We start from the raw sequence: 24,400 nt of genomic DNA on the forward strand, positions 1-24,400 counted from the left end.
GAACCCACCAGGGTTGAAAACCTGGGGGATGAGCTGTGGGTAGGGGTGAAAGGCCAATCAAACTCCGTGATAGCTGGTTCTCCCCGAAATGCATTTAGGTGCAGCGTCGTGTGTTTCTCATCGGGGGTAGAGCACTGGATGGTCTAGGGGGCCTACAAGCTTACCAAAATCAACCAAACTCCGAATACCGGTGAGTGAGAGCGCGGCAGTGAGACTGTGGGGGATAAGCTTCATAGTCGAGAGGGAAACAGCCCAGAACACCAGCTAAGGCCCCTAAGTGTGCGCTAAGTGGGAAAGGATGTGGGGTCGCCCAGACAACCAGGAGGTTGGCTTAGAAGCAGCCACCCTTGAAAGAGTGCGTAATAGCTCACTGGTCAAGTGGTCCTGCGCCGACAATGTAGCGGGGCTTAAGCGTACCGCCGAAGCTGTGTCATTCGTACATGTGATCCATTTGGTTCTTCGGAGTCTTATGCAGTCGTGCGGATGGGTAGGGGAGCGTCCTGTAGCCATGGAAGCGGCGACGGAAGTCAGCCGTGGAGGCTATGGGAGTGAGAATGCAGGCATGAGTAGCGAAAGCAGAGTGAGAACCTCTGCCGCCGGATGACCAAGGGTTCCTGGGCCAGGCTAATCCGCCCAGGGTAAGTCGGGACCTAAGGCGAGGCCGACAGGCGTAGTCGATGGACAACGGGTTGATATTCCCGTACCCGCGTGAACGCGCCCATGATGAGGCGGTTGATGCTAACCACCCAAAGCAGCTTTCTGAACCTTCGGGTGAGGTTTGTTGTGGAGCGTGGGAACCGATTCCGTATTAGTCAAGCGATGGGGTGACGCAGGAAGGTAGTTCCGCCAGTGAGTGGATTAACTGGTGTAAGCGTGTAGGGTCTGGTGTAGGTAAATCCGCACTGGGTGTATCCTGAGACGTGATGCGTAGCCGATTGAGGCGAAGTGGATGATCCTATGCTGCCGAGAAAAGCCTCTAGTGAGTGTTCAAGCGGCCCGTACCCTAAACCGACACAGGTGGTCAGGTAGAGAATACTAAGGCGTTCGGGTGAACTGTGGTTAAGGAACTCGGCAAAATGCCCCCGTAACTTCGGGAGAAGGGGGGCCGTGTGGCGTGAAGGGACTTGCTCCTGGAGCGTTGTGTGGCCGCAGAGACCAGCGAGAAGCGACTGTTTACTAAAAACACAGGTCCGTGCGAAGTCGTAAGACGATGTATACGGACTGACGCCTGCCCGGTGCTGGAACGTTAAGAGGACGGGTTAGTCACGTGAGTGGCGAAGCTCAGAATTTAAGCGCCAGTAAACGGCGGTGGTAACTATAACCATCCTAAGGTAGCGAAATTCCTTGTCGGGTAAGTTCCGACCTGCACGAATGGCGTAACGACTTCTCGGCTGTCTCAACCACAGGCCCGGTGAAATTGCACTACGAGTAAAGATGCTCGTTACGCGCGGCAGGACGGAAAGACCCCGGGACCTTTACTATAGCTTGGTATTGGTGCTCGGTTCGGCTTGTGTAGGATAGGTGGGAGACTGTGAAGCTCTGACGCTAGTTAGGGTGGAGTCATTGTTGAAATACCACTCTGGTCGAATTGGGTGTCTAACCTCGGACCATGATCTGGTTCAGGGACAGTGCCTGGTGGGTAGTTTAACTGGGGCGGTTGCCTCCCAAAGAGTAACGGAGGCGCTCAAAGGTTCCCTCAGCCTGGTTGGCAATCAGGTGTTGAGTGCAAGTGCACAAGGGGGCTTGACTGTGAGACTGACGGGTCGAGCAGGGACGAAAGTCGGAACTAGTGATCCGGCCATGGCTTGTGGAAGCGTGGTCGCTCAACGGATAAAAGGTACCCCGGGGATAACAGGCTGATCTTGCCCAAGAGTCCATATCGACGGCATGGTTTGGCACCTCGATGTCGGCTCGTCGCATCCTGGGGCCGGAGTAGGTCCCAAGGGTTGGGCTGTTCGCCCATTAAAGCGGTACGCGAGCTGGGTTTAGAACGTCGTGAGACAGTTCGGTCCCTATCCGCCGCGCGCGTAGGAGACTTGAGGAAGGCTGTCCCTAGTACGAGAGGACCGGGACGGACGAACCTCTGGTGTGCCAGTTGTTCTGCCAAGGGCATGGCTGGTTGGCTACGTTCGGAAGGGATAACCGCTGAAGGCATCTAAGCGGGAAGCTCGTTCCAAGATGAGGTCTCCCACCCCTTTGTGGGTTAAGGCTCCCAGCTAGACGACTGGGTTGATAGGCCAGAGATGGAAGCACGGTAACGTGTGGAGTTGACTGGTACTAATAGGCCGAGGACTTGCTCACAAAGATGTTACGCATCCACTGTACGGTTCTGAAACACCAAACCGGGGCCCCTGGGTTTGTGGGGGTTGGTTTGTGTGGTTTCGTGGTTTTACCGTGGTTTTAGCGAAGAGGAAACGCCCGGTCCCATTCCGAACCCGGAAGCTAAGCTCTTCAGCGCCGATGGTACTGCACTGGGTACGGTGTGGGAGAGTAGGACACTGCGGTAATTTTTTTCGAGGGGCCCCGCGAGAAATCGCGGGGCCCTTTCGGTATGTCACGTTCTTCGTCTCGCAACGGCCTGAACCTCTTGCCTGGTAGGCCGGTTGTTACCATGGTCGATGGCCTGCTGGCCGACTTGTGAATGTTTCAGCCCCGCCCGACGGGGCGTGGAGGTCTAGGTGTCAGAGTTCGAACGGCCCGACGGCGGCAGCGGCGACCAGCCGCGCGGTCGCGGAGCCGGCGGCGATCGTCAAAACGATCGCCGTAACGACGGTCGGCGTGGGTACGCCGCCGACCGCAAGCCACGAGCAGCCGGCGCGGACAAGGGCAGGCGCGACTCATGGCGTGGTGACGACCGCCGTGACGACCGCCCACGCTTCAACCGCGACGACAAACCCCGCCGGGACAGCTCCGACCGGCGTGACTTCCGCCGTGACGACCGCGGCGACGACCGCAAGGACTTCAACCGCGGCCGTGACGACCGGCCGTTCCGCAAGCCCGCACGCGACAACAACTCGCGCGGCTACGACCGCGACAAGCCCCGCCGCGACTTCACTTCCGGTGACCGCGGGGGCAACCGCTGGGAGAACAGGAACGACACCCGCGGCGGCGACCGGCGCGGACCCGACCAGGACCGCCCACGCCGCACCTTCGACCGGGACGACCGGCCCCGGTTCAACCGGGACGACAAACCCCGTCAGAGCTTCAACCGCGACGACCGGCCTCGCCGCGACTTCGACCGCGGCCGGAGCGCCGACCGCGGTGGCGACCGGGGTGGCGACCGGGGCCCGCGCCGCGACTTCAACCGCGACGACCGTCCCCGCAACGACTTCGGGCGTGGCAGCGGCCAGGGCGACCGGCCCCGCAGGGATTTCAACGGCGACCGCGGCCCGCGCAAGGACTTCAACCGGGACGACAAACCCCGTCGCACCTTCAACGGCAGCGACGACCGGCCCCGCTACAACCGCGACGACAAGCCTCGCCGGAGCTTCGGCGACGACCGTGGTCCCCGTAAGGACTATGGCCGTGACGACAAGCCTCGGCAGAGTTTCGGTGGTGACCGTGGTCCCCGTAAGGATTACGGTCGCGATGACAAGCCTCGGCAGAGTTTCGGTGGTGACCGTGGTCCTCGTAAGGATTACGGTCGCGATGACAAGCCTCGCCGGAGCTTCGGCGACGACCGCGGCCCCCGTAAGGACTTTGGCCGCGACGACCGGCCCCGCCGGGATTTCAGTGGCGGCGACCGCGGCCCGCGCAAGGACTTCAATCGAGAAGACCGGCCACGCCGCGACTACGGCGACAACCGGCCCCGCCGCGACTTCGGCCGCAGTGACAACCAAGGCGACCGTCCCCGTCGCGATTTCGACCGCGGCGGAGACAGGGGCGGAGACCGAGGCCCCCGTCGTGACTTCGGCAGCGGCGACCGGCCCCGCAAGGATTTCAACCGGGACGACCGGCCACGCCGCGACTACGGCGACGACCGTCCCCGCAGGGACTTCACCCGCGATGACAGCCAGAACGACCGTCCGCGGCAGGACTTCGAAAGCCAGGACGATCTGCGTCCCAGCGCCGAGGTCAGCGAGGTCGAAGGCCAGGAGCTGAGCGGTGACCGCCCGGTCCAGGACTCGGACCGGGCCGAATCCGCCGACGTCGTCGAGCGCGACGACCTGACGGCGGAGGGCGAAGCCGGGCAGGACGAGGCCGGGCAGGACGAAGCCGAGGTGGGCGACACCCGGCCCAGGAAACCCGTCAACCCGAACCTGGCCACGTTGCCGGAGGGCGCGGACATCTCCAGGCTCGACCCCGAGGCACGGCAGGAGCTCAGGAGCCTGCCGAAGGCGCAGGCCGAGGACGTCGGCCAGCACCTCGCCGCGGCGGGCATGCTGATCGACGAAGACCCCGAAACGGCCCTCAAGCACGCCCGGATCGCGCGCGGCAAGGCATCCCGGGTCGCGATCGTCCGGGAAGCCGCCGGGCTGGCCGCGTACCACGCGGGGGAGTGGTCCGAGGCGTTGTCGGACCTGCGTGCGGTGCGCCGGATGACCGGCTCCAACACGCACATCGCCGTGATGGCCGACTGCGAGCGTGCTCTCGGCCGCCCCGAGCGCGCGCTGGACCTGGCCAAGGAAGCCGGGGCGGACATCAGCCCGGCGACTGCCGTCGAGCTGCGGATCGTCGCGGCCGGCGCACGGCGTGACATGGGGCAGTTGGACGCCGCGGTCGTTGCCTTGCAGGGACCGGACCTGGACCCCAAGCGCAAGGACCCGTGGAGCGCGCGGCTGTTCTACGCGTACGCCGACAACCTCGAGGCTGCCGGGCGTACCGACGAGGCGATCCGCTGGTTCCTCAACGCCGCTCAGGCCGACGACGAGGAAGAGACCGACGCGGCCGAGCGGGCCGTGGAACTCGGGGCCGCGCTGCGGTGAAACGCCGTCTGCTCGACATCTACGACGCACTGCTGCTCGACCTGGACGGAACCGTCTACCGCGGTGGTCAGGCGGTTCCGGGAGCAGCGGAAACCGTCCAGGCGGCCAGGGAGAACGGCACAGCTGTCCGGTTCGTCACCAACAACGCCTCGCGCAGCCCCGAGGATGTCGCGGAGCACCTGACGAGTCTCGGCGTCGCCGCCGAGCCGTCCGAAGTCAGCACCAGCGCACAGGCAGCGGGCACTGTCCTCGCCGAGCGGCTCCAACCCGGCGACGAGGTTCTCGTCGTCGGCACGGACGCGCTCGCCGACATCGTCAGTGCCGCCGGCCTGCGGCCCGTCCGGTCGTTCACCGACACCGTCAAAGCCGTTGTCCAGGGCCTGTCACGGGAGCTCGCGTACCGCGACCTCGCCGAGGCGACCCTGGCGATCAGGGCGGGCGCGTTGTGGGTCGCGTGCAACATGGACGCCACTCTGCCGACCGAGCGCGGTGAACTGCCCGGCAACGGATCCCTGGTCGCCGCGGTACGCGCCGCGACCGGCCAGGAACCCGTCGTCGCGGGCAAACCCGCACGGCCGTTGATGGACGAGGCGATCACGTCGGCCAACGCGGGCAGCCCGCTGGTCGTCGGGGACCGGCTCGACACGGACATCGCCGGAGCCGTCACCGCCGAGGTGGACGCTCTGCTCGTGCTGTCCGGGGTCACGACGCCCGCCGATCTGCTGGCGGCGCCCGCGTGGCTCAGGCCCCGGTACGTCGCGACGTCGATCGGGGACGTGTGCGGTCCCGCCGCCGGGCTGGAGATTGCGGCACAACGTACATGGGAAGTCGACCGGACCGACCACCAGTTGACCGCCCGGTGGACCGGAAACGGCCCACCCGTGGACGAACTGGCCTTATTGCGGGCGCTGTGCGCCGCGCACCGGCCGATCGACGGCGGCGAGATCAAGGTCCGCGCCGAAGACGACACGACACGAGCCGCACTTGTGGCACTGGGAATTGCCAGAACGGCGGTACCGTGAAGTGGTGCAGCTCAACTCCGAAGGCAGTTGGCGGCCGCCCGTCCCGGGCCCGCCGCCGGACCCGGCCGAGGTGACCACGGCGGCGATCGACGCGGCGCTGGCCGGCCTGGAAGGGCTCGACCAGCTGGAGCCGGTCGAGCACGTCGGCCGGTTCGACGCGGTGCACACGGCGCTCACCGAGGCGCTGTCCAGCATCGACAAGGTCTGATGTCCCATGGCCCGCAGGTCGCGGCTGGATGCTGAGCTCGTGCGTCGTGGCCTGGCCAGGTCACGCGAGCACGCGTCCCAGCTGATCGCGGACGGCCAGGTCACCGTCAAGGGAGTGGTGGCCAAGAAGGCCGCCACCGCCGTGGAAACCGACGCGCCAGTCCTCGTCCGTGAGGACGCCGACGAGAACTGGGCGTCGCGCGGCGCGCACAAGCTACTCGGCGCGCTCGAGGCGTTCGGTCCGGACGGGTTGACCGTCAAGGGAAAGCGGTGCCTCGACGCGGGCGCGTCCACTGGCGGGTTCACAGATGTGTTGTTGCGCAACGAGGCCACTCAGGTCGTCGCCGCGGATGTCGGCCGTGGACTGCTGGTCTGGCGGCTGATGACCGATTCGCGTGTCATGGTGCTCGACAAGACCAACGTCCGCAGCCTGACACCGGAGCTGACCGAAGGGCCGGTCGACCTCGTGGTCGCCGACCTGTCGTTCATCTCGCTGAAGCTCGTCCTGCCCGCGTTGCTCGCGTGCACGACCGACGACGCCGACCTGGTGCCGATGGTCAAACCCCAGTTCGAAGTCGGCAAACAACGATTGGGATCCGGCGGTGTCGTACGGGATCCCGGACTGCGTGCCGACGCGGTCATCGAGGTGCTCACCGCGGCGGCGGAGCTCGGCCTGCGCCCGCACGGCGTCGTGGCCAGCCCCTTGCCGGGGCCGTCGGGCAACGTGGAGTACTTCGTGTGGCTGCGACGTGGTGACCGGCTCGACCCCGGGCAGGTCGCCGACATGGTTCACGCTGCTGTGCGGAAAGGACCACAATGACCGACGAAAGACCGTCGATCTACGAGATCCTGATGGTCGTGCACACCGGCCGCCACGCGAATCGGCGGACCGCCGAACTGGTGGCCGAGCAGTTCGCGAAAGCGGGGGTGTCCGTCCGGGCGCTCGACGTCGAATCCGGTGACTTCAGCCCCAGCCTGGCCACGGTTGCCGTGGACGAGAACGCCGCGAAAGGCGTCGACCTGGTGTTCGTCCTCGGCGGCGACGGGACCTTGCTGCGTGCCGCGGAACTCGCCCGCCCGGCAGGTGTGCCGGTGCTCGGCGTGAACCTCGGCCGGGTCGGGTTCCTCGCCGAGGCCGACTCCGACGACCTCGACGTGGCCGTGCGGCGCGTGCTGGACGGCAAGTTCCACGTCGACGAGCGGATGACGCTGGAGGTCGTGGCCACCCACGAAGGCGACGAGATCGCGCGGACGTGGGCGCTCAACGAGGCCAGTGTGGAGAAAAGCAGCCGGGACAAGATCCTGGACGTGCTGATCGAGGTCGACGGCCGCCCGGTGTCGGCGTTCGGTTCGGACGGCGTGCTGTGCGCGACCCCGACCGGTTCGACGGCGTACGCGTTCTCCGCGGGCGGACCCGTGATCTGGCCGGATGTGCAGGCCATGCTCGTGGTGCCCAGCAACGCGCACGCCATGTTCGCGCGGCCGTTGGTCGTGTCGCCCACGTCGACCGTGGCGATGGAGGTCGACCCGAACGGGCACCCTGCGGTGCTGTTCTGTGACGGGCAACGCACCTTCGACCTGCCGCCGGGCGCGCGGGTGGAGGTTTCGGCCGGATCGGAGCCGGTCAGGCTCGTGCGGCTGTGGGACGGGCCGTTCACCGACCGGCTCGTGAAGAAGTTCGGTTTGCCGGTACAGGGGTGGCGGAAGCGGTGACCGTCGGAGTGGGTAGGTAGGGTTCGCACTGTGCTGGCCGAGATGCGCATCCAGGGCCTCGGCGTCATCGACGAGGCGACCCTGCAACTGGACCCCGGGTTCACGGTAGTGACAGGTGAGACCGGGGCGGGTAAGACCATGGTCGTGACCGGGCTGCATCTGCTGTCCGGTGGCCGCGCGGAGGCGTCGAGAGTGCGCTCCGGCGCGAGCCGTGCCGTGGTCGAGGGCCGTTTCCACGTGCCGCCTGATTCACGGGCGGCGAAGGTGGCGGTCGACGCGGCGGCGGAACCGGACGAGGACGGCAGCCTGATCGCGTTGCGGACAGTCGGGTCGGACGGTCGTTCCCGGGCCCACCTCGGTGGCCGCTCGGTGCCCGTCGGCGTGCTGTCCGAACTGGCCGAGCAGCTGATCGCGGTGCACGGTCAGAACGACCAGCTGCGCCTGCTGCACCCGGCGGAGCAACGCGCGGTGCTGGACACGTTCGCCGGGGACGCGGTCGCCAAGGCGTTGGCGGAGTACCGGTCGACCCGGGCCGAGTGGCTCGACGTGATCGAGGAACTGCGCGAGAAGACCGAGCGAGCGCGTGAACTGGCCAAACAGGCCGACATGCTGCAGCACGGGCTGAAGGAGATCGAGGCGGTCGACCCGAAGCCGGGCGAGGACACCGCGCTGGTCGACGAGGCACGCAGGCTGGCGGACGTCGACCAGTTGCGTGAGGCGGCGGCGGGCGCGCACTTCGCGTTGAGCGGGTCCCCCGACGACCCGGCGGACGGCAGCGGCGCGTTGTCGTTGATCGACGAGGCAAGGCGGCGCCTGTCGGCGTCGGAAGACCCGAAGCTGCGTGACCTCGAGCCCCGGCTGGCCGAGGCGGCGGTGCTGGTGAGCGACGTGAACAACGAGCTCAGCAGTTACGTGGAAGGCCTTGAGGCGGACCCGGCGCGGTTGGAGCAGGTGCTGGCGCGGCAGGCCGAGCTGAAGATGCTGACCCGCAAACACGCCACGGACATCGACGGTGTGCTGGCGTGGGCGGCGGACGCGGCGCAGCAGCTGACGGGCCTGGACACCTCCGAAGAAGCCCTCACCGCGCTGGCGTCCCGCCGTGACGCGCTGGCGGCCGAGCTGGCCAGGCACGCGTCGACGTTGACCGAGCAGCGTGAGCGCGCGGCGCAGGAGTTGTCCTCCGAGGTGACCGCGGAGCTGGCTGGGCTGGCGATGGGGTCGGCGGGGATCGACGTCGCCGTCCGTCCCCGGATGGCCTCAGCGGACGACGTGTACGCGCTGCAGGTCGGCGACGTGCAACTGTCCGCCGGACCGGATGGCGTCGACGAGGTCGAGCTGCGGCTCAAGGCGCACGACGGCGCACAGGCGTTGCCGGTGCACAAGGCGGCTTCCGGCGGTGAACTGTCGCGCGTGATGCTGGCGATCGAGGTTGTGCTCGCGCACGCGGATCCCGTGCCGACCATGGTGTTCGACGAGGTTGATGCCGGGGTTGGCGGTCGGGCGGCGATCGAGATCGGTCGGCGGTTGGCTCGGTTGGCTCGTAGTCACCAGGTTGTCGTCGTCACGCACTTGGCTCAGGTCGCTGCTTTCGCTGACCGGCACTTGGTCGTGGACAAGTCGGCTAAGGGCGGGCTCACCAAGTCCGGTGTCAAGACGTTGTCGGCGGAGCAGCGGGTTGTGGAGCTTGCTCGGATGCTTGCCGGGATGGAGTCCACCGAGACTGGTCGGGCTCACGCTGAGGAGCTGCTCGGGCTGGCTGAGACTGTCAAGCGCGAAGCCATCAACGGGAAGAAGTCTCGGCGTAAGCGTTCTTGAGTTCCTGGTTCCGGCACGGAACAAGATCGGTCCCTCGCCGGGTGGCAGACCTCTGGGCAGGAGGTACCCCAGAAGGCCTGGTGTGCGCTTGCGCGCTCGCCGACCGGGGTTCGGGTTGCGCGCCGCCTGCTTTGCGCATGCGCTCGGGCCCAAAGATCCCGAAAGCCCTGGAGCGGCGCCGATTTCACATAGGGTGGGGGCGCCCATACGCTTTCCGGCGAGGAGAGCCCCGCAGGCATACGAAGCCGCTTGAGCATGACCTGGTGGGCGGGGCTTCGCCTTTACGGCTCTCCTTGGGCGCCCCAGGGCCCCTATGTCAAATCGGCGCCGCCCCAACCCACCGAGACGCAACCTCTCGGGCATGCACTGAACCAACCCACCAAGAGCCCAATCGGCATGAGCATGCGCCGATCAGAGCCGGACTGCGCGGATGAGCTTGTACCCAGAGTGTTCTCCGTGTGTCCAGGCGGGTTCGACGCCATCAACCGGGTGAACGCCGCCCAATCCCACCGATCTTGGTCCCGCGCTGGGGATCTTCGGACCTTTGCGGCATTTCTGCGTATTTTCGCTGGTCACGGCATGTCACCTGTGGATCGCTCTGCTGAGTGAGTGTCGGTCTGCGTCGGCGTGGCGTGGTCACTGTGGACTGTCCATTTGTCACTATCGCTGTTATGAAGCTTCCGGGAGTGCTCAATCGCGCAGGTCAGAGTCAGCCCGGCGTCACCGGGGTCGCCAGGGTCGACCGCCGCACCGGTGACCTGCTTCGGCGGATCGGACCCGGCGACATCGTCGTTCTCGACCAGCTCGACCTCGATCGGGCCACCGCAGACGCGTTGGTCGCCGCGGGGGTCGCCGGTGTCGTCAACGCTTCTCCTTCCATCTCAGGGCGTTTTCCCAATCTCGGCCCTGAACTTCTTGTCGAAGCCGGGATTCCGCTCGTCGACGGTGTCGGTGTCCACGCGCTGCGGGAGATCCGGGAGGGCAGCAAGCTCCGGCTGCACGGTTGCGTTGTCTACTGCGGCGACAAGGAAGTCGCCACCGGCGTCCAGCAGACCGCCGAGACCATCGCCGACCAGATGATCGAGGCGAAGGCGGGCATGTCCGCCCAGCTGGAGGCGTTCTCCGCCAACACCATCGAGTTCCTGCGCCGCGAGCGTTCGCTCATCCTCGACGGCATCGGTGTCCCCGAGATGCGGGTGCCCATCAAGGGACGGCAGGTGCTCATCGTCGCTCCTGGCACCGACCACGTCGAGGACCTCAAGCAGCTCAAGCGTTACATCTCCGAGCACCGGCCTGTTCTCGTCGGGGTCTCCGGTGGCGCCGACGCGCTCAAGGACGCCGGGTACAAGCCGGAGATCATCGTCGGGGACCCCGACCGCATCAGCACCGACACGCTGCTCGGCGGCGCCGAGGTCGTCATCCCCGCCGACGCCGGTGGGCACGCGCCCGGCCTCGAGCGCATCCAGGACCTCGGCATCGGTGCTGTCACGTTCCCCGCGTCCGGCAACGCCGAGGATCTCGCACTGCTGCTGGCCGACGCGCACGGCGCCTGCCTTGTCGTCACCGTCGGTTTCCAGGCCACGTTGCGGGAGTTCCTCGACAGCGGCCGGTCCGGCTCCAACCCGTCGACCTTCCTCACGCGACTCAAACTCGGCAGCAAACTCGTCGACGGCAAGGCCGCGGCGAGTTTGCACCGCAGCCGTGTCTCCACCGCGGCCATCGTCCTTCTCGTTCTCGCCGCTCTCGTCGCCGTCGCCGCCGGGCTGGCCGTTTCCGGTGTCGGCGGGTCCTACGCCGACTGGACGGTCAGCACCTGGAACGACTTCGTCGCCTGGATCAAGGGGCTGTTCACGTGATCTCGCTGCGCTACCACATCATCTCCGTCGCCGCGGTCTTCCTCGCCCTCGCGGTCGGGGTCGTGCTCGGGTCGAGCACGTTGAGCCGGACGCTGCTGTCCGGGCTCGCCGACGACCGCGACGGGCTGGCCAAGCAGGTCGCCGACCTGCAGGCCGAACGCAACGGCCTGAACGTGAAGCTGGCCAGCTCCGACGGGTTCGCCGGTTCGATCGGGCCGATGGCGGTCCGCGGTGAGCTGGACCAGCGCACGGTTGTCCTGATCACCGCGTCCGACGCGCGTCCGGCCGACCGGGACGCGGTGAAGTCCCTGATCGGCAACGCGGGTGGCACGGTGTCCGGTGAGCTGGCGCTGACCGACGCGTTCGCCGACCCGCAGAAGGCCGACCAGTTGCGGGACGTCGTCACCCGGCTGCTGCCCGCCGGGCTGCAGCTGCCGACCGCGTCGGACCCCGGCACGCTCGCCGGTGGCCTGGTCGGGTCGCTCGCCGTGATCAACAAGGACACCAACCAGCCGCAGGCCAAGCCGAACGAGGTCACCGCGGCGCTCACCGGCCTGTCCGACGGCGGTTTCGTCCGCATGCCGGAGAACTTCAAGCCCGGCCAGCTCGCGCTGGTCCTCACGGGGAGCGCGTTGACGGGCAACGGCGCCGGGGACCGCGCGTCGACGATGGCCCGGTTCGCCGCCCAGATCGACCGGTCCGGCGCTGGTGCGGTGCTCGCCGGTGACACGGGCTCGGCGGACGCCACCGGCCCGGTGGGGATGGCGCGTGCGGACACCGCCACGACCGCCATTCTGTCCACAGTGGACAACGTTGAGCTGAACGCCGGTCGGGTGGCGACCGTGCTCGCGCTCAGCGAGCAGCTCGAGGGCAAGGCCGGCCGGTACGGCACCGCTGGCACGGCGCAGTCAGTCGTGCCCTGATTGTGACACACGGTAACGGGCGACACGCTTCTATACCCTGGTTCCCCACCGGTCGGCAAGAAGGTGTTACCGTGGAGCCCCGTGGAAAACAGTAGGCGACTGCCTCAAGCGCGGACGACAAAGCACGTTTTTGTGACGGGGGGCGTCGCCTCCTCACTGGGCAAGGGACTCACCGCTTCCAGCCTCGGCCAGCTCCTGACCTCACGCGGTCTGCGCGTCACGATGCAGAAGCTCGACCCGTACCTCAACGTCGACCCCGGCACGATGAACCCGTTCCAGCACGGCGAGGTGTTCGTGACCGAGGACGGCGCCGAGACGGACCTCGACATCGGGCACTACGAGCGCTTCCTCGACCGCGAGCTGACCGGCACGGCCAACGTCACGACCGGCCAGGTGTACTCGACCGTGATCGCCAAGGAGCGGCGTGGCGAGTACCTCGGCGACACCGTGCAGGTCATCCCGCACATCACGGACGAGATCAAGTCCCGCATCCAGGCCATGGCGCTGCCGGACGCGAACGGCATCGTCCCCGACGTGGTGATCACCGAGGTCGGCGGCACGGTCGGTGACATCGAGTCACTGCCGTTCCTTGAGGCCTGCCGCCAGGTCCGGCACGACGTCGGCCGGGACAACTGCTTCTTCCTGCACGTGTCGCTGGTGCCGTACCTGGCGCCGTCCGGTGAGCTGAAGACCAAGCCGACGCAGCACTCCGTGGCCGCGCTGCGCAACATCGGCATCCAGCCGGACGCGATCGTCTGCCGCGCCGACCGGGAGATCCCGGACTCGTTGAAGCGCAAGATCGCGCTGATGTGCGATGTGGACACCGACGCGGTCGTGGCCGCGCCGGACGCGCCGTCCATCTACGACATCCCCCGCGTGCTGCACGGCGAGGGGCTGGACGCGTACGTCGTGCGCCGCCTCGGCCTGCCGTTCCGCGACGTGGACTGGGCTGTGTGGGGCGACCTGCTCGGCCGCGTGCACAACCCGAAGGAGACCGTCCGGATCGCGGTCGTCGGCAAGTACGTCGACCTGCCGGACGCGTACCTGTCGGTCACCGAGGCCCTGCGCGCCGGTGGGTTCGGCAACCGCGCGAAGGTCGAGATCGTCTGGGTCGCGTCGGACTCGTGCGAGACGCCGTCCGGTGCGGCGCACGCGCTGTCCGGTGTGGACGGCGTGCTGATCCCCGGCGGGTTCGGCGTGCGCGGCATCGAGGGCAAGCTCGGTGCGATCAGCTTCGCCCGCGACCGCAAGATCCCGCTGCTGGGCCTGTGCCTCGGCCTGCAGTGCATGGTGATCGACGTGGCCCGCAACCTCGCCGGGCTGACCGGTGCGAACTCCGCCGAGTTCGACGAGAACACCGAGCACCCGGTCATCTCCACCATGGCCGACCAGGAGGACGTCGTCGCGGGTGAGCGCGACATGGGCGGCACGATGCGGCTCGGCGCGTACACGGCCGCGCTGACGCAGGGCTCGGTCGTGGCGAACGCGTACGGCTCGACGTCGGTGTCCGAGCGGCACCGGCACCGCTACGAGGTCAACAACGCCTACCGCAAACGTTTGTCCGAGGCCGGTCTGGTCTTCTCCGGCACCTCGCCGGACGGGCACCTGGTCGAGTTCGTCGAGCTGCCGGAGGACAAGCACCCGTTCTTCGTCGGCACGCAGGCGCACCCCGAGCTCAAGAGCCGCCCGACCCGCCCGCACCCGCTGTTCGCCGGGTTCGTGAAGGCCGCGCTGGCGTACCGCACGGCGGACCGGCTGCCGGTCGAGCTGCCGGAGAACAACCACATCGTGAGCGTGGGCTCATGACCGAGCGGCACGCGTTCGAGGTGGTGTCCACGAAGGACATCCACATCGGCAAGGTGGTCGGGCTGCGGATGGACGAGGTCCGCATGCCCGGCGGTGGCACGGCCATGCGCGAGGTCGTCGAGCACCTCGGCGCGGTCGCCGTGGTCGCACTGGACGACGAGGACAAGGTCGTCCTGATCCACCAGTACCGCCACCCGGTCGGCCGCAGGCTGTGGGAACTGCCCGCGGGCCTGCTGGACGTCTCGGGCGAGGACGCGGTCACCACCGCCGCCCGTGAACTGGAGGAGGAGGTCGACCTCGCCGCTGACCAGTGGGGTGTCCTGGTGGACGTCGCCGCGTCGCCGGGCTTCACCGACGAGGTCGTCCGGGTTTTCCTGGCGCGTGGCCTGACCAAGGCCAACCGCGTCGAGCCGGAAGGCGACGAGGAGGCCGACATCGTGGTCGAACGCGTCCCGTTGGCCGAGGCCGTCGCCAAGGTCTTCACCGGCGAGATCATCAACGCCTCCACCGTGGCCGGTCTGCTCGCCGCGTACGCGGTGCGCAACGGCCACGCCGGACTGCGCCCGGCGGACGCCCCGTGGGACGACAAGCCGGTCGCGTTCGCTGGCCGTCGCAAGTAGTTCGTTCTTTGAAAGGCGGGTCCACGGCGTGGGCCCGCCTTTCGCGTGACTGTAACCGCCAACTGTCCTCGACGCACATCCCGCGCGGGAATGGCAACACGTCTCGGTGATTGGGATTGTGCAGGTCAGAGAGTTGCGGGTAGACACGGCCTCGGCAAGCAGCGTCAAGTCGAGGAGGTTGTCGTGACCCGTCAGATGAGCTCGCAGATGCGGCAGTGCATCGACATGGGCAACGAGTGCCACAACATGTGCGAGCAGATGATGTCGCACTGCATGGAAATGGGCGGCGACCAGATGATGCGCATGGGCATGATGATGATGTCCTGTGCGGACATGTGCCGGATGACCGCGGACATGATGATGCGCTGTACGAGCATGAGGGCCGACATGGACATGGCCCGGATGTGCGCGCGGATGTGCGACTTGAACGCCGACATGATGATGCAGTGCGCCGACATGTGCGGGCAGACGAACGACCCGCAGATGAACGAAGCCGCCGACATGATGATGCGCTGCGCGGAGATGTGCCGTGCCATGATGCCGGAGATGACGCAGTCGGCCTGAGCGCAGTCCTTTTCGGACGATGACGCCGCGGTCAGGCCGGGTACCGCCGTCACCCGGCCTGGCACGGCATCAGCCGACCGGGACGAAGACCACGACTCGCCCGCGGGGCGCGTGCGCTAGAACCAGGCCTCCAGCAAGGGTTTGCCGGTGCTGAGCAGGCGGATCTCGATACGGGCGATGGCGGCGCGGGGCATGTCCGTCGTCGCGCTGGGCGTCATCAACGTTCCGGGACCGGCACGCCATGTTCCCGCGCTCTTGGCGGTGCCTTCGGCGTCCACCACGTAAACCCCGTACGCCAGCGCCATTCCCTGGCCCGAGACCGGCGTGCCGTAACGACAGCGCACGTCGATCCGCGTGCCCCACGGCATTTCGACCAGGTTCACCGACGCGGTCACCGGGCTCGGCACCGTCTGGGTCAGTTGTGTCGGAAACGCTTGCACGTCCTGAGCGGGCGTGCCGCCCAGCACGACCGTGAACAACGCGCCCAGCGCGGCGGCTCCGGCGAGGGCCGCCGCGATGCGGACGCGACCACGGCGACGGGAAGTCCGCACGGCACGGGTCAGCGACGGCAGCAGCTCCACCGATGGCGGGTCGGCGGGGTCGAGCAGTTCGGTGGCCTGGTCACGGGGGACCGCGGTGAGGATTCCCGGCATCCCAGCCAGTGCGGCGACCTCGCCTGAGCACGCGGCACACGCGCTCAGGTGGTGCTCGTAGTCCTTGCGTTCCGAGGGGGAGAGGGAACCGAGGACGTAGGCGACATCCCACTCCCGGTAGAAGTCGTCGGTCAACGCCCGGTCACTCCTCTCTCCTGCAGTGCCAGCCGCAACGCCCGCAGCCCGTAGTGCAGGCGGGACCGGACCGTGCCCGCCGGCACGTCCAGCAGCTCCGCCAGCTCGGCGACCGACTGGCCCATGTAGTACGCGCGGACGATCACCGTCCGGTGCTCCGGCGTCAGCTGCGTGAGAGCGTCGGCGACCAGCCACGAGTCCAACGCGGACTCCGTGGGATCGGAGCGCGCTCGTTCCGGAACCGTTTCCAGGCCGATCTCACGGCGGGCGCGGGCACTGCGGCGGTCGTCGATGACGATGTTGCGCGCCACGGTGTAGAGCCACGCCCGTGCCGCTGACGGGCCCTGCGCCAGGACGTCCGGGTTCTTCCACGCCCGCAACAGGGCTTCCTGCACGACGTCCTCGGCGAGCTGGTCATCGCCGGTGAGCCGCAGCACGTATCGCAGGAGCGGTGCCGCGTGTTCGTCGTGCAGGGCACACAGCAGCGCCATATGGCTGTCGTTGATGACACACCCCTATCCCCGGTTGAACACCGGCTTGCGCTTGGCGAGGAACGCCGCCGTGCCCGTGCGCATGTCCGGTGTCGTGAAGGCCTCCCGGAACGCCGCCAGCTCCACCTCCAGTCCTGTGTGGATGTTCTCGCCCCGCGCCGCGTTGACCGCGTTCTTGCACAACGCCACTGCCGCCGGTGAGTTCGCGGCGATCGTGGCGAGGCTGGTGCGGGCCGCCGTGAGCATTTCCGCCCTGGTGTCGAAGACCTCGTTGACCAGCCCGATCCGCAGCGCCTCGGCGGCGTCGACCTTGCGGCCGGTGTAGATCAGCTCGCGCGCCCGGCCCGGCCCGACCAGCCGCTGAAGCCGTACGCAGCCGCCGAAGCCGGGGATCAGCCCGAGCTGCACCTCAGGCTGGCCGAAGACGGCTTTCGACGTCGCGTAGACGAAGTCGGCCGCCATCGCCAGTTCGCAGCCGCCGCCGAGGGCGTAGCCGTCCACGCACGCGATCACCGGCGCCGGTACCGCTTCCAGCAGGTTCATCACGTCCTGGCCGAGCCGGCCGAACTCGGTGCCTTCGTCCGGTGTCATCGCGGCCATCTCGCGGATGTCCGCGCCCGCGACGAACGCGGGTCCCGGTGCGCCGGTCAGGATCATCGGTGTGGCCGCGGTGCTCAGGAAGTGCCGCAGCTCGGTCAGCACCTGGCGGGACAGGGCGTTGCGGGCCTCGGGGCGGGTCACGGTCACCGTGACGATGTCATCGTTGTCGATGCGCAGGGTCGAATACTCCGCTGTATTGTCCACTGTGGTCTCCTCACGAGTCCCAGATCGCGCCGAACGCCGGAATTCCCCTGGTCTCCAGTTCCTCGACGATCTGCCAGGTGGTCTTCTTGTTGGAGATGCAGATGACGGCCTCGGCGCCGGACTCGACGTACGCCTGGTAGGCCAGCGTGACCAGATCGGGTTTGCCCGCCGCGTCGGTGTCCCAGATGACCGCGTCCGGCTGGACGGCGAGGATCTCGTCGACCAGGTCGTCGCCGTACGTGCGCCGCGGGTGGCGCGTGGACCAGACCAGCAGCGAAGGCGTGTCACCGGACAGCAGGTGCGGCAGGCACGGGCCGATGCCGCTGCCGGTCGCGACCCACACGACTTTGCGGAACAGCTTGTCGATGTTGCCGACACCCGCGGTCGGGATTCCCTTGACCCACACGTGGCTGGGCAGATCGTCGATCAGCGAACCGGTCCAGTCGCCCGCGCGGGAGATGGTCAGCCGGAACCCGCTCTGCCCCGGCGTGGGCACGTTGGCGAACGAGTGCCACTCCAGCAGCGGATTGCGGCTGACCGAAGTGGACGATCCAGCGAACGGCGTGACGCCGTGATCGAACCAGACCAACGCGACGTGCCGGGAAGGGCGCACGATCCGCACCGGCACCCGGCGCAACCGCAGCCACGGCAACGCGACGCTGAACACCACGACGGCGAGGACCCACAGGCTCGGCGAACTGGCGGCGATCGCCGAGTGCACTGCGAACAGGGCCAGCACCGTCCAGCCGGCGAACCGGTGCACGCGTTCGAACAGGTCGTGGTGACGCGCCCGCAGCGACGGCAGGGCGAGCACGACCATCCCCACCAGCAGGGCGAGGATCACCCACGTCAGCACCAGGGGTGGCGCGGTGAAAGGGAACCACGCGGTGGCGCAGAGCGCCGCGCCGACGTGCAGGCCACCGAAGTGGTACACCTTGCCCATGGTCCAGCGGATCCGCAGCGGCCAGTGCACCGGCACGCTCGTCGCCAGCCGGAACAGCAGGTTGATCACGTGCTGCTGGCGGATCAGCACGGCCAGGGCGAAGTTCGCCGGCACCATCACCGACGCGTCGGCCACGGGTACGCAGATCACGTTGAGTACGACGACAGCGGCGGCGAGCCGGTTGTGGTGGGTGAACGGACGGCGTTTCATCCTGGCACGCAACGACCGCCCGGCGGCGGGGAGCGTGAGCTGAGTGGTCGTCATGCCACCGTGCCCAACCGGGACACCAGCGCGCGCCGGTCGATCTTGCCGCGTTCGGTCATCGGCAACCGGTCCACCGGCACGATCAGCGTCGGCGAACAGTAGTACGGCAGCTGCTGTTCGACGATCCGCCGGGCGAGTTCCGGCTGGACGGTCGCCGGGCTGACGAACCCGACCAGCCGGTTCTCGTGCAGCACAGTGGAAGCGCGCACGCAGCCGGGCGTGAGCTCCAGCGCCGAGGTGATCGCGTCGAGTTCCACGCGGAATCCCCGCACTTTCACCTGGTCGTCGGTGCGGCCGTGGTGTTCCAGTTGCCCGTCCGGTGTCCAGCGGCCCAGATCGCGGGTGCGGAACATCCGGCTGGTGCCGCCGAGGAACGGATCAGGCCGGTAGCGTTCGGCGGTGAGGGCTTCGTTGCCGAGGTATCCGTCGGTCACGCACGCGCCACCCGCCCACATCTCGCCGACTTCGCCGATCGGGCACGGCCGCAGGTCGTCGTCCAGGATGTACACGGTGGTGTTGGGCACCGGCCGCCCGATGGTCAGCCTGCCGTCGTAGCGCTGCACGGTGTTGACGATCGTGACCTCGGTCGGGCCGCAGGAATTGTGAAAAGCCGCCTGACGGGACCACGTCTCCGCGAGCGATTGCGGGCAGCGTTCACCCGCGACGGCGACGGTCCGCACGTCCGGGCAGTCCGCGGGGTCCAGGGTGGACAGAACGCTCGGGGTGGCGATGACCGTGGTCAGGCTCGCCGCGGTGGCGGCGACGTCACGGCCGCGGATGACCAGCGTCGCCCCGTGTGCCAGCGCGCCGAGGATCTCCCACGCCGCCATGTCGAAGGCGATGTTGAGCAGTTGCCCGACCCGGTCCCCGGGGCCGATCCGCAGCGATCCGGGCTCGGTCAGCAGGACGTTGCACAGGTTGGCGTGCGTGACCTGGACACCGTTGGGCTGCCCCGTGGTGCCGGACGTGAAGATCACCATGGCGGCGTCGCCGCCGCTTGGCAAGGGGCTGCGCCGCACGTTGGCCGGGATGTCGTCGATGGTCACGATCTCGCCGAGATCCGCGGGCACCTCGTGGTCCCCGGTGGTGAGGATGACGCGGATTCCCGCCGTGCTCACCACGTGCCGCAGGTGCTTCGGCGGCGTGATGCGGATGTCCTGCGGGACGTAGGCGGCGCCTGCTTTGAGGATGCCCAGTATCCCGACGACCATGGAGACCGACCGGGTGAGGAAAAGGCCGACGCGATCACCGGGCCGGACACCCAGTCCGGCCAGGTACGCGGCGAGGTGTTCGGCCTGTCTGTCGAGTTGTTGGTATGTCAGGCAAGTACCGAGATGCTCGACGGCGATCGCGTTGGGATGCTTGTCCGCCTGGGCCGCTATGGCGTGGTGGACACGGCTGAACCCGGGTGGGCAGACGGGTCCCGCGCCGTAGCGTTGGAGCGGGGCGGGCAACGCGGAGAGCTGAAACGGTGCTGTCACGGTGGAGGCGCCTTTCAGGCCGGCCTGTCGGTCACCCGTTCTGAACGAGACAGCACCGCCCCGTGTTCAACGCATTCCGCAAATTTCTTCGACGGCCCTAGAACCGCGCTTCGAGCACCGTCTTGTCGATGGTGGCCAATCTGATCTCCACCCGCGTGATCCGGCCACGCGGCACGTCCGTCGTCGCGGTCGGCGTCATCGACGTGCCTGGTCCCGCGCTCCAGCTGCCGACGCGCGTCAACGAACCGGACGCGTCGGAGACGTACAAGGTGTAGGGCAGGGCGGGGCCGTCCCTGCTCGCCCCGGCGTAGTCGCATTTCACGTCGATGCGCGTGCCCCACGGCTCCTCGACCAACGTCACCGACGCCGTGACCGGACTCGGGATCGTCTGCGTCAGCTGGGTGGTCACGCCACCGGCCTCGACCGGATCACTGGGTCGCGACACGTAGACCAGGACAGCGCCGAGCGCCGCGGCGACGACGACCGCGGCGGCGACACGGACCCGTTCCCAACGCCGTGCCCGGACAGCGGCGTTGATCAGCGCGGGCATGGTGTCCTGCGGCGGGTCCAGCAGTTCGATGGCCTGATCCTGCGGCAACGCCGACAGGATGGCCGGTAAGCCCGACAGTTCGGCGACCTGTTCCTTGCAGGACTGGCAGGTCTCCATGTGCTGCTCGAACTCGCTGCGCTCGTCGGGGGACAGCGAGCCGAGAACGTAGGCGGCGTCCCATTCCCGGTAGGACTTCACGGCCCGGTCACCCCTCTCTCCTGCAATGCGAGGCGCAACGCGCGCAGCCCGTAGTGCAGTCGTGACAGGATGGTGCCCTCGGGCACATCCAGAGCTTCGGCCAGCTCCGATACCGATTGTCCCATGTAATAGGCGCGCAGGATCACCGTCCGGTGTTCCGGGGTCAGCTGGCTGAGCGCGTCGGCGATCAGCCACGAGTCCAGTGCCGGGTCCGAGGCGCCGATCGCCTCGCGTGCCGCCGAGTACAGCGCCGTGGCCACGTCCGGCGCGGTGAGCAGGTCCGGGTTCTTCGACGCGCGCAGCAGCACCTCCCGCACGACGTCCTGCGCGCGTTGCTCGTCTTCGGTCAGGCGCAGCACGTACCGCAACAGCGTGGCCGCGTGCTCGTGGTGCAAAGCCCGCAGCAGCGCTATGTGGCTCTCGTTGATGGCTGACCTCCCGGCTTCGCGCTACTCCAGCTCCTTCTCCGCCCTGGCGATCGCGGCGAACTCCTCCTCAGGAGCATTCGCCACCAGGTGATGACGGCTGTAGAACCAGAAGTATGCCAACGCCACGACCATGATCCCCGCGGTGATCGCCGCGGCGGGCACGTCGACGAAGAACGTGGCCACCACGGCCGCGACCGCGAGGACGGCGGCGATTGCCGTGGTGATCACACCACCGGGCGTCCGGTACGGCCGCTCCAGGTTCGGTTCGCGCACGCGCAGCACGACGTGCGAGACGTTGAGCAGCACATAGGACACCGTCGCCCCGAACACCGCGATGTTGATCAGCTTGCCGCCGTCGTGGATCCACACGGCCAGGACGAACCCGATCGTGCCGGGCACGATCAGCGCCAGGTACGGGGTCTTGCGTTTCCCGGTCACCGACAACCAGCGCGGCAGGTACCCGGCGCGCGACAGGGCGAAAAGCTGCCGCGAGTACGCGTAGATGATCGAGAAGAAGCTCGCGACCAGCCCGGCGAGACCCACGTAGTTCACGAACTGGGCCAGGAAGTTGTCACCGCCGAAGGCCACGCGGACCGCGTCCGGCAACGGGTTGCCCGACGCCTGCAGCGCGGCCGAACCGGCGCCCCCTGGGGCGAACACCAGCATCAGCGCGGCGAACACCAGCAGCACGGACATCGCGGCGATGATCCCGCGCGGCAGGTCCCGCTTCGGGTCACGGGCTTCTTCGGCGGCCAGCGGCACGCCCTCGATGGCGAGGAAGAACCAGATGCCGTAGACCAGCGCGGCCACCACGCCCGAGATCCCGAACGGCAGGAACGAACTCGCGCCGAACGCGTCGGTCATCGGGATGTCGAACAGCTTGGCCGGGTCGAACTTGCCGATCATCCCGACCACGAAGGCGATGAGCGCGACCGTGGCGATGCCGGTGATCACGAACATCGCGCGCAGCGCCTCGCCGACCCCCCACAGGTGCGCGCCGACGAAGACCAGGTAGCAGACCAGGAACACCGGCCAGCCGCTGGTCAGCCCGAACAGCCCGAGTGCTTCGACGTACCCGCCGATGAACACCGAGATGGCAGCGGGCGCGATGGCGTACTCGATCAGGATCGCCATGCCGGTGAGGAAACCGCCGGTCGGGCCGAGCGCGCGGCGGGCGAAGCCGTAGCCGGCGCCCGCGACGGGCAGCGCGGAGGCCATCTCGGCGAGGCCGAGGACCATGCACGTGTACATCAGGGCCATCAGCACGGTCGCGATCAGCAGGCCGCCCCAGCCGCCTTTGGCGAGGCCGATGTTCCAGCCGGCGAAGTCACCGGAGATGACGTAGGAGACGCCCAGCCCGGCGAGCAGCACCCAGCCCGCGGCCCCCCGTTTGAGCTGGCGTTTCGCCAAGTACTGCTGGTCGACTGTCTCGTACTGCTTGGCCACCGGCATTCCCCTCGCTCGTGATCAATGGGTTACCTTTGGTCCTTTTGGTTGCCGGAGAGAGTGATACGGGTTACATCTTCATGTCAAGGGCGCGGTCGGCGGTACATCCGGTGGCGTTGACATGCACCTTGTCACTCGGGTAGCAATGACCAGCAATGGATCGGAAGCGGTCCTTTGGAATGGGGTGCCGATGCGACACACCGACGGCCTGCTGAGCGTCGAGCAGCTACGGGAGCTCGTCGACTCCGGCGAGATCGACACCGTGTTGATCGCCATGACCGACATGCAGGGCCGCTTGCAGGGCAAACGGTGCTCGGCCGAGTACTTCATGGCGGAGGTTCTCGCACACGCCACCGAGGCATGCAACTACCTGCTGGCCGTCGACGTGGAAATGAACACGGTCGGCGGGTACGCGATGTCCTCGTGGGAGAGCGGATACGGCGACTTCGTCCTGCGGCCGGACCTGAGCACGCTGCGCCGCGTCCCGTGGCACGACGGCACCGCGCTGGTGCTCGCGGACCTGGAACGGGTGCAGGGCGGGCCGGTCGGACCGTCGCCGCGGCAGATCCTGCGCCGCCAGCTCGACCGGCTGGCCGAGCGCGGACTCGAGGCGTTCGTCGGCACCGAGCTGGAGTTCATCGTCTTCGACGACACCTACGAACAGGCCTGGCACAACGGCTACCGCGACCTCACACCGTCCAATCTGTACAACGTGGACTACTCGATGCTCGGCACCGGGCGGCTCGAGCCCCTGCTGCGCGACATCCGCAACAAGATGAGCGGCGCCGGGCTGTACGTCGAGTCGGCCAAGGGGGAGTGCAACCCCGGCCAGCACGAGATCGCCTTCCGGTACACCCACGCACTGGCGACCTGCGACAACCACAGCATCTACAAGACGGGCGCGAAGGAAATCGCCGCCGCGCACGGCAAGAGCCTGACGTTCATGGCCAAGTACAACGAGCGCGAGGGCAACTCCTGCCACATCCACATCAGCGTCCGAGACAAAGACGGAAACGCTGTCATGGCAGGCGACCGCGAGCACGGTTTCTCCAAGCTGATGGAACACTTCATGGCCGGGCAGCTGGCCTGCCTGCGTGAGTTCACGTACTTCTTCGCGCCCAACATCAACTCCTACAAGCGGTTCGCGCTGGGCAGTTTCGCGCCCACGGCGGTAGCGTGGGGCGAGGACAACCGGACGTGCGCGTTGCGCGTCGTCGGGCACGGCTCGTCACTGCGCGTGGAGAACCGCGTTCCCGGCGGGGACGTCAACCCGTACCTGGCGGTCGCCGCCCTGATCGCGGCCGGGCTGCACGGCATCGAGAACGAGCTGCCGCTGGAACCGGCGTTCACCGGCAACGCGTACGACTCCGGCAAGGACCGTGTCCCGCACACCCTGCGGGACGCCGCGGACCTGCTCGCGGGCAGCGACCTGGCGAAGGCCGCGTTCGGCGACGAAGTGGTCGAGCACTACCTGAACGCGGCACGCGTCGAGCTCACGGCCTACGAGGCCGCGGTCACCGATTGGGAGAGAGTCCGTGGCTTCGAACGGCTCTAGA

At 67.7% G+C, this 24,400-nt stretch carries 20 protein-coding genes and 2 rRNA genes (1 of these 22 cut by a window edge); 14 read left to right on the forward strand and 8 right to left on the reverse strand.

Annotation, left to right across the window (positions count from 1 at the left end; all coding sequences use genetic code 11):
* The 13 genes from AOZ06_RS15390 to AOZ06_RS15450 form a co-directional block, all read left to right on the forward strand.
* A 23S ribosomal RNA gene (locus AOZ06_RS15390) occupies positions 1-2,301 on the forward strand (it extends 818 nt beyond the left edge of the window).
* A gap of 89 nt (positions 2,302-2,390) precedes the next feature.
* Positions 2,391-2,507 (forward strand): 5S ribosomal RNA (gene rrf / locus AOZ06_RS15395).
* A 171-nt stretch (positions 2,508-2,678) separates the two neighbouring features.
* The gene (locus AOZ06_RS59875) at positions 2,679-4,925 is read left to right on the forward strand and encodes a hypothetical protein (RefSeq protein WP_083471703.1); all 2,247 of its coding nucleotides are present in this window, start codon (positions 2,679-2,681) and stop codon (positions 4,923-4,925) included.
* Positions 4,922-5,947, forward strand: a complete 1,026-nt coding sequence (locus AOZ06_RS15405) for an HAD-IIA family hydrolase (RefSeq protein ID WP_054290023.1) — start codon at positions 4,922-4,924, stop codon at positions 5,945-5,947. Before AOZ06_RS59875 ends, AOZ06_RS15405 begins: the two co-directional genes overlap by 4 nt.
* A gap of 4 nt (positions 5,948-5,951) precedes the next feature.
* A complete protein-coding gene (locus AOZ06_RS15410) occupies positions 5,952-6,155 on the forward strand; it encodes a hypothetical protein (protein WP_169798812.1) in 204 nt (67 codons plus the stop codon).
* 6 nt (positions 6,156-6,161) lie between these two features.
* Positions 6,162-6,974, forward strand: coding sequence for a TlyA family RNA methyltransferase (locus tag AOZ06_RS15415; protein WP_054290025.1), 813 nt, complete (start codon positions 6,162-6,164; stop codon positions 6,972-6,974).
* Positions 6,971-7,867, forward strand: a complete 897-nt coding sequence (locus AOZ06_RS15420; RefSeq protein WP_054290026.1) for an NAD kinase — start codon at positions 6,971-6,973, stop codon at positions 7,865-7,867. Before AOZ06_RS15415 ends, AOZ06_RS15420 begins: the two co-directional genes overlap by 4 nt.
* A gap of 30 nt (positions 7,868-7,897) precedes the next feature.
* Positions 7,898-9,682 carry a DNA repair protein RecN gene (gene recN, locus AOZ06_RS15425; protein WP_054290027.1) on the forward strand — a complete coding sequence of 595 codons (1,785 nt, stop codon included), beginning with the start codon at positions 7,898-7,900 and terminating at the stop codon, positions 9,680-9,682.
* Between the two features lie 671 nt (positions 9,683-10,353).
* On the forward strand, positions 10,354-11,538 hold the full coding sequence (gene steA, locus AOZ06_RS15430) for a putative cytokinetic ring protein SteA (RefSeq protein ID WP_054290028.1): 1,185 nt from the start codon (positions 10,354-10,356) through the stop codon (positions 11,536-11,538).
* Positions 11,535-12,461, forward strand: a complete 927-nt coding sequence (locus tag AOZ06_RS15435; RefSeq protein WP_054290029.1) for a copper transporter — start codon at positions 11,535-11,537, stop codon at positions 12,459-12,461. The genes steA and AOZ06_RS15435 overlap by 4 nt, the downstream gene beginning before the upstream one ends.
* Positions 12,462-12,560: 99 nt before the next feature.
* Complete coding sequence (locus AOZ06_RS15440; RefSeq protein WP_054296669.1) at positions 12,561-14,267, forward strand: CTP synthase; 1,707 nt, start codon at positions 12,561-12,563, stop codon at positions 14,265-14,267.
* Positions 14,264-14,887: an NUDIX domain-containing protein gene (locus tag AOZ06_RS15445; RefSeq protein WP_054290030.1), complete on the forward strand. Its 624-nt coding sequence runs from the start codon at positions 14,264-14,266 to the stop codon at positions 14,885-14,887. The genes AOZ06_RS15440 and AOZ06_RS15445 overlap by 4 nt, the downstream gene beginning before the upstream one ends.
* Before the next feature lie 183 nt (positions 14,888-15,070).
* On the forward strand, positions 15,071-15,451 hold the full coding sequence (locus AOZ06_RS15450; protein ID WP_054290031.1) for a four-helix bundle copper-binding protein: 381 nt from the start codon (positions 15,071-15,073) through the stop codon (positions 15,449-15,451).
* A gap of 116 nt (positions 15,452-15,567) precedes the next feature.
* Here AOZ06_RS15450 and AOZ06_RS15455 read toward each other — a convergent pair whose 3' ends face one another.
* The 8 genes from AOZ06_RS15455 to eat form a co-directional block, all read right to left on the reverse strand.
* Positions 15,568-16,239 carry an anti-sigma factor family protein gene (locus tag AOZ06_RS15455; RefSeq protein WP_054290032.1) on the reverse strand — a complete coding sequence of 224 codons (672 nt, stop codon included), beginning with the start codon at positions 16,237-16,239 and terminating at the stop codon, positions 15,568-15,570.
* The gene (locus AOZ06_RS15460; protein WP_083471704.1) at positions 16,236-16,730 is read right to left on the reverse strand and encodes a sigma-70 family RNA polymerase sigma factor; all 495 of its coding nucleotides are present in this window, start codon (positions 16,728-16,730) and stop codon (positions 16,236-16,238) included. The genes AOZ06_RS15455 and AOZ06_RS15460 overlap by 4 nt, the downstream gene beginning before the upstream one ends.
* A 24-nt stretch (positions 16,731-16,754) precedes the next feature.
* Positions 16,755-17,534, reverse strand: coding sequence for an enoyl-CoA hydratase/isomerase family protein (locus tag AOZ06_RS15465; RefSeq protein WP_054290034.1), 780 nt, complete (start codon positions 17,532-17,534; stop codon positions 16,755-16,757).
* A gap of 10 nt (positions 17,535-17,544) precedes the next feature.
* A complete protein-coding gene (locus AOZ06_RS15470) occupies positions 17,545-18,741 on the reverse strand; it encodes a ferredoxin reductase domain-containing protein (protein WP_054290035.1) in 1,197 nt (398 codons plus the stop codon).
* Positions 18,738-20,222, reverse strand: coding sequence for an amino acid adenylation domain-containing protein (locus AOZ06_RS15475; RefSeq protein ID WP_054290036.1), 1,485 nt, complete (start codon positions 20,220-20,222; stop codon positions 18,738-18,740). Before AOZ06_RS15475 ends, AOZ06_RS15470 begins: the two co-directional genes overlap by 4 nt.
* A 97-nt stretch (positions 20,223-20,319) precedes the next feature.
* Positions 20,320-20,970 carry an anti-sigma factor family protein gene (locus tag AOZ06_RS15480; RefSeq protein WP_054290037.1) on the reverse strand — a complete coding sequence of 217 codons (651 nt, stop codon included), beginning with the start codon at positions 20,968-20,970 and terminating at the stop codon, positions 20,320-20,322.
* Entirely contained in the window at positions 20,967-21,365 is a 399-nt protein-coding gene (locus tag AOZ06_RS15485) for a sigma factor-like helix-turn-helix DNA-binding protein (protein WP_054290038.1), read from the reverse strand. The genes AOZ06_RS15480 and AOZ06_RS15485 overlap by 4 nt, the downstream gene beginning before the upstream one ends.
* Before the next feature lie 54 nt (positions 21,366-21,419).
* Positions 21,420-22,844 carry an ethanolamine permease gene (gene eat, locus AOZ06_RS15490; RefSeq protein WP_236952243.1) on the reverse strand — a complete coding sequence of 475 codons (1,425 nt, stop codon included), beginning with the start codon at positions 22,842-22,844 and terminating at the stop codon, positions 21,420-21,422.
* A gap of 190 nt (positions 22,845-23,034) precedes the next feature.
* Between eat and AOZ06_RS15495 the strand changes: the two genes are divergently transcribed.
* On the forward strand, positions 23,035-24,399 hold the full coding sequence (locus AOZ06_RS15495; protein ID WP_054290040.1) for a glutamine synthetase family protein: 1,365 nt from the start codon (positions 23,035-23,037) through the stop codon (positions 24,397-24,399).
* Position 24,400: the final 1 nt, after the last annotated feature.

It is taken from the genome of Kibdelosporangium phytohabitans (assembly GCF_001302585.1).
Taxonomy (GTDB): Bacteria; Actinomycetota; Actinomycetes; order Mycobacteriales; family Pseudonocardiaceae; genus Kibdelosporangium; species Kibdelosporangium phytohabitans.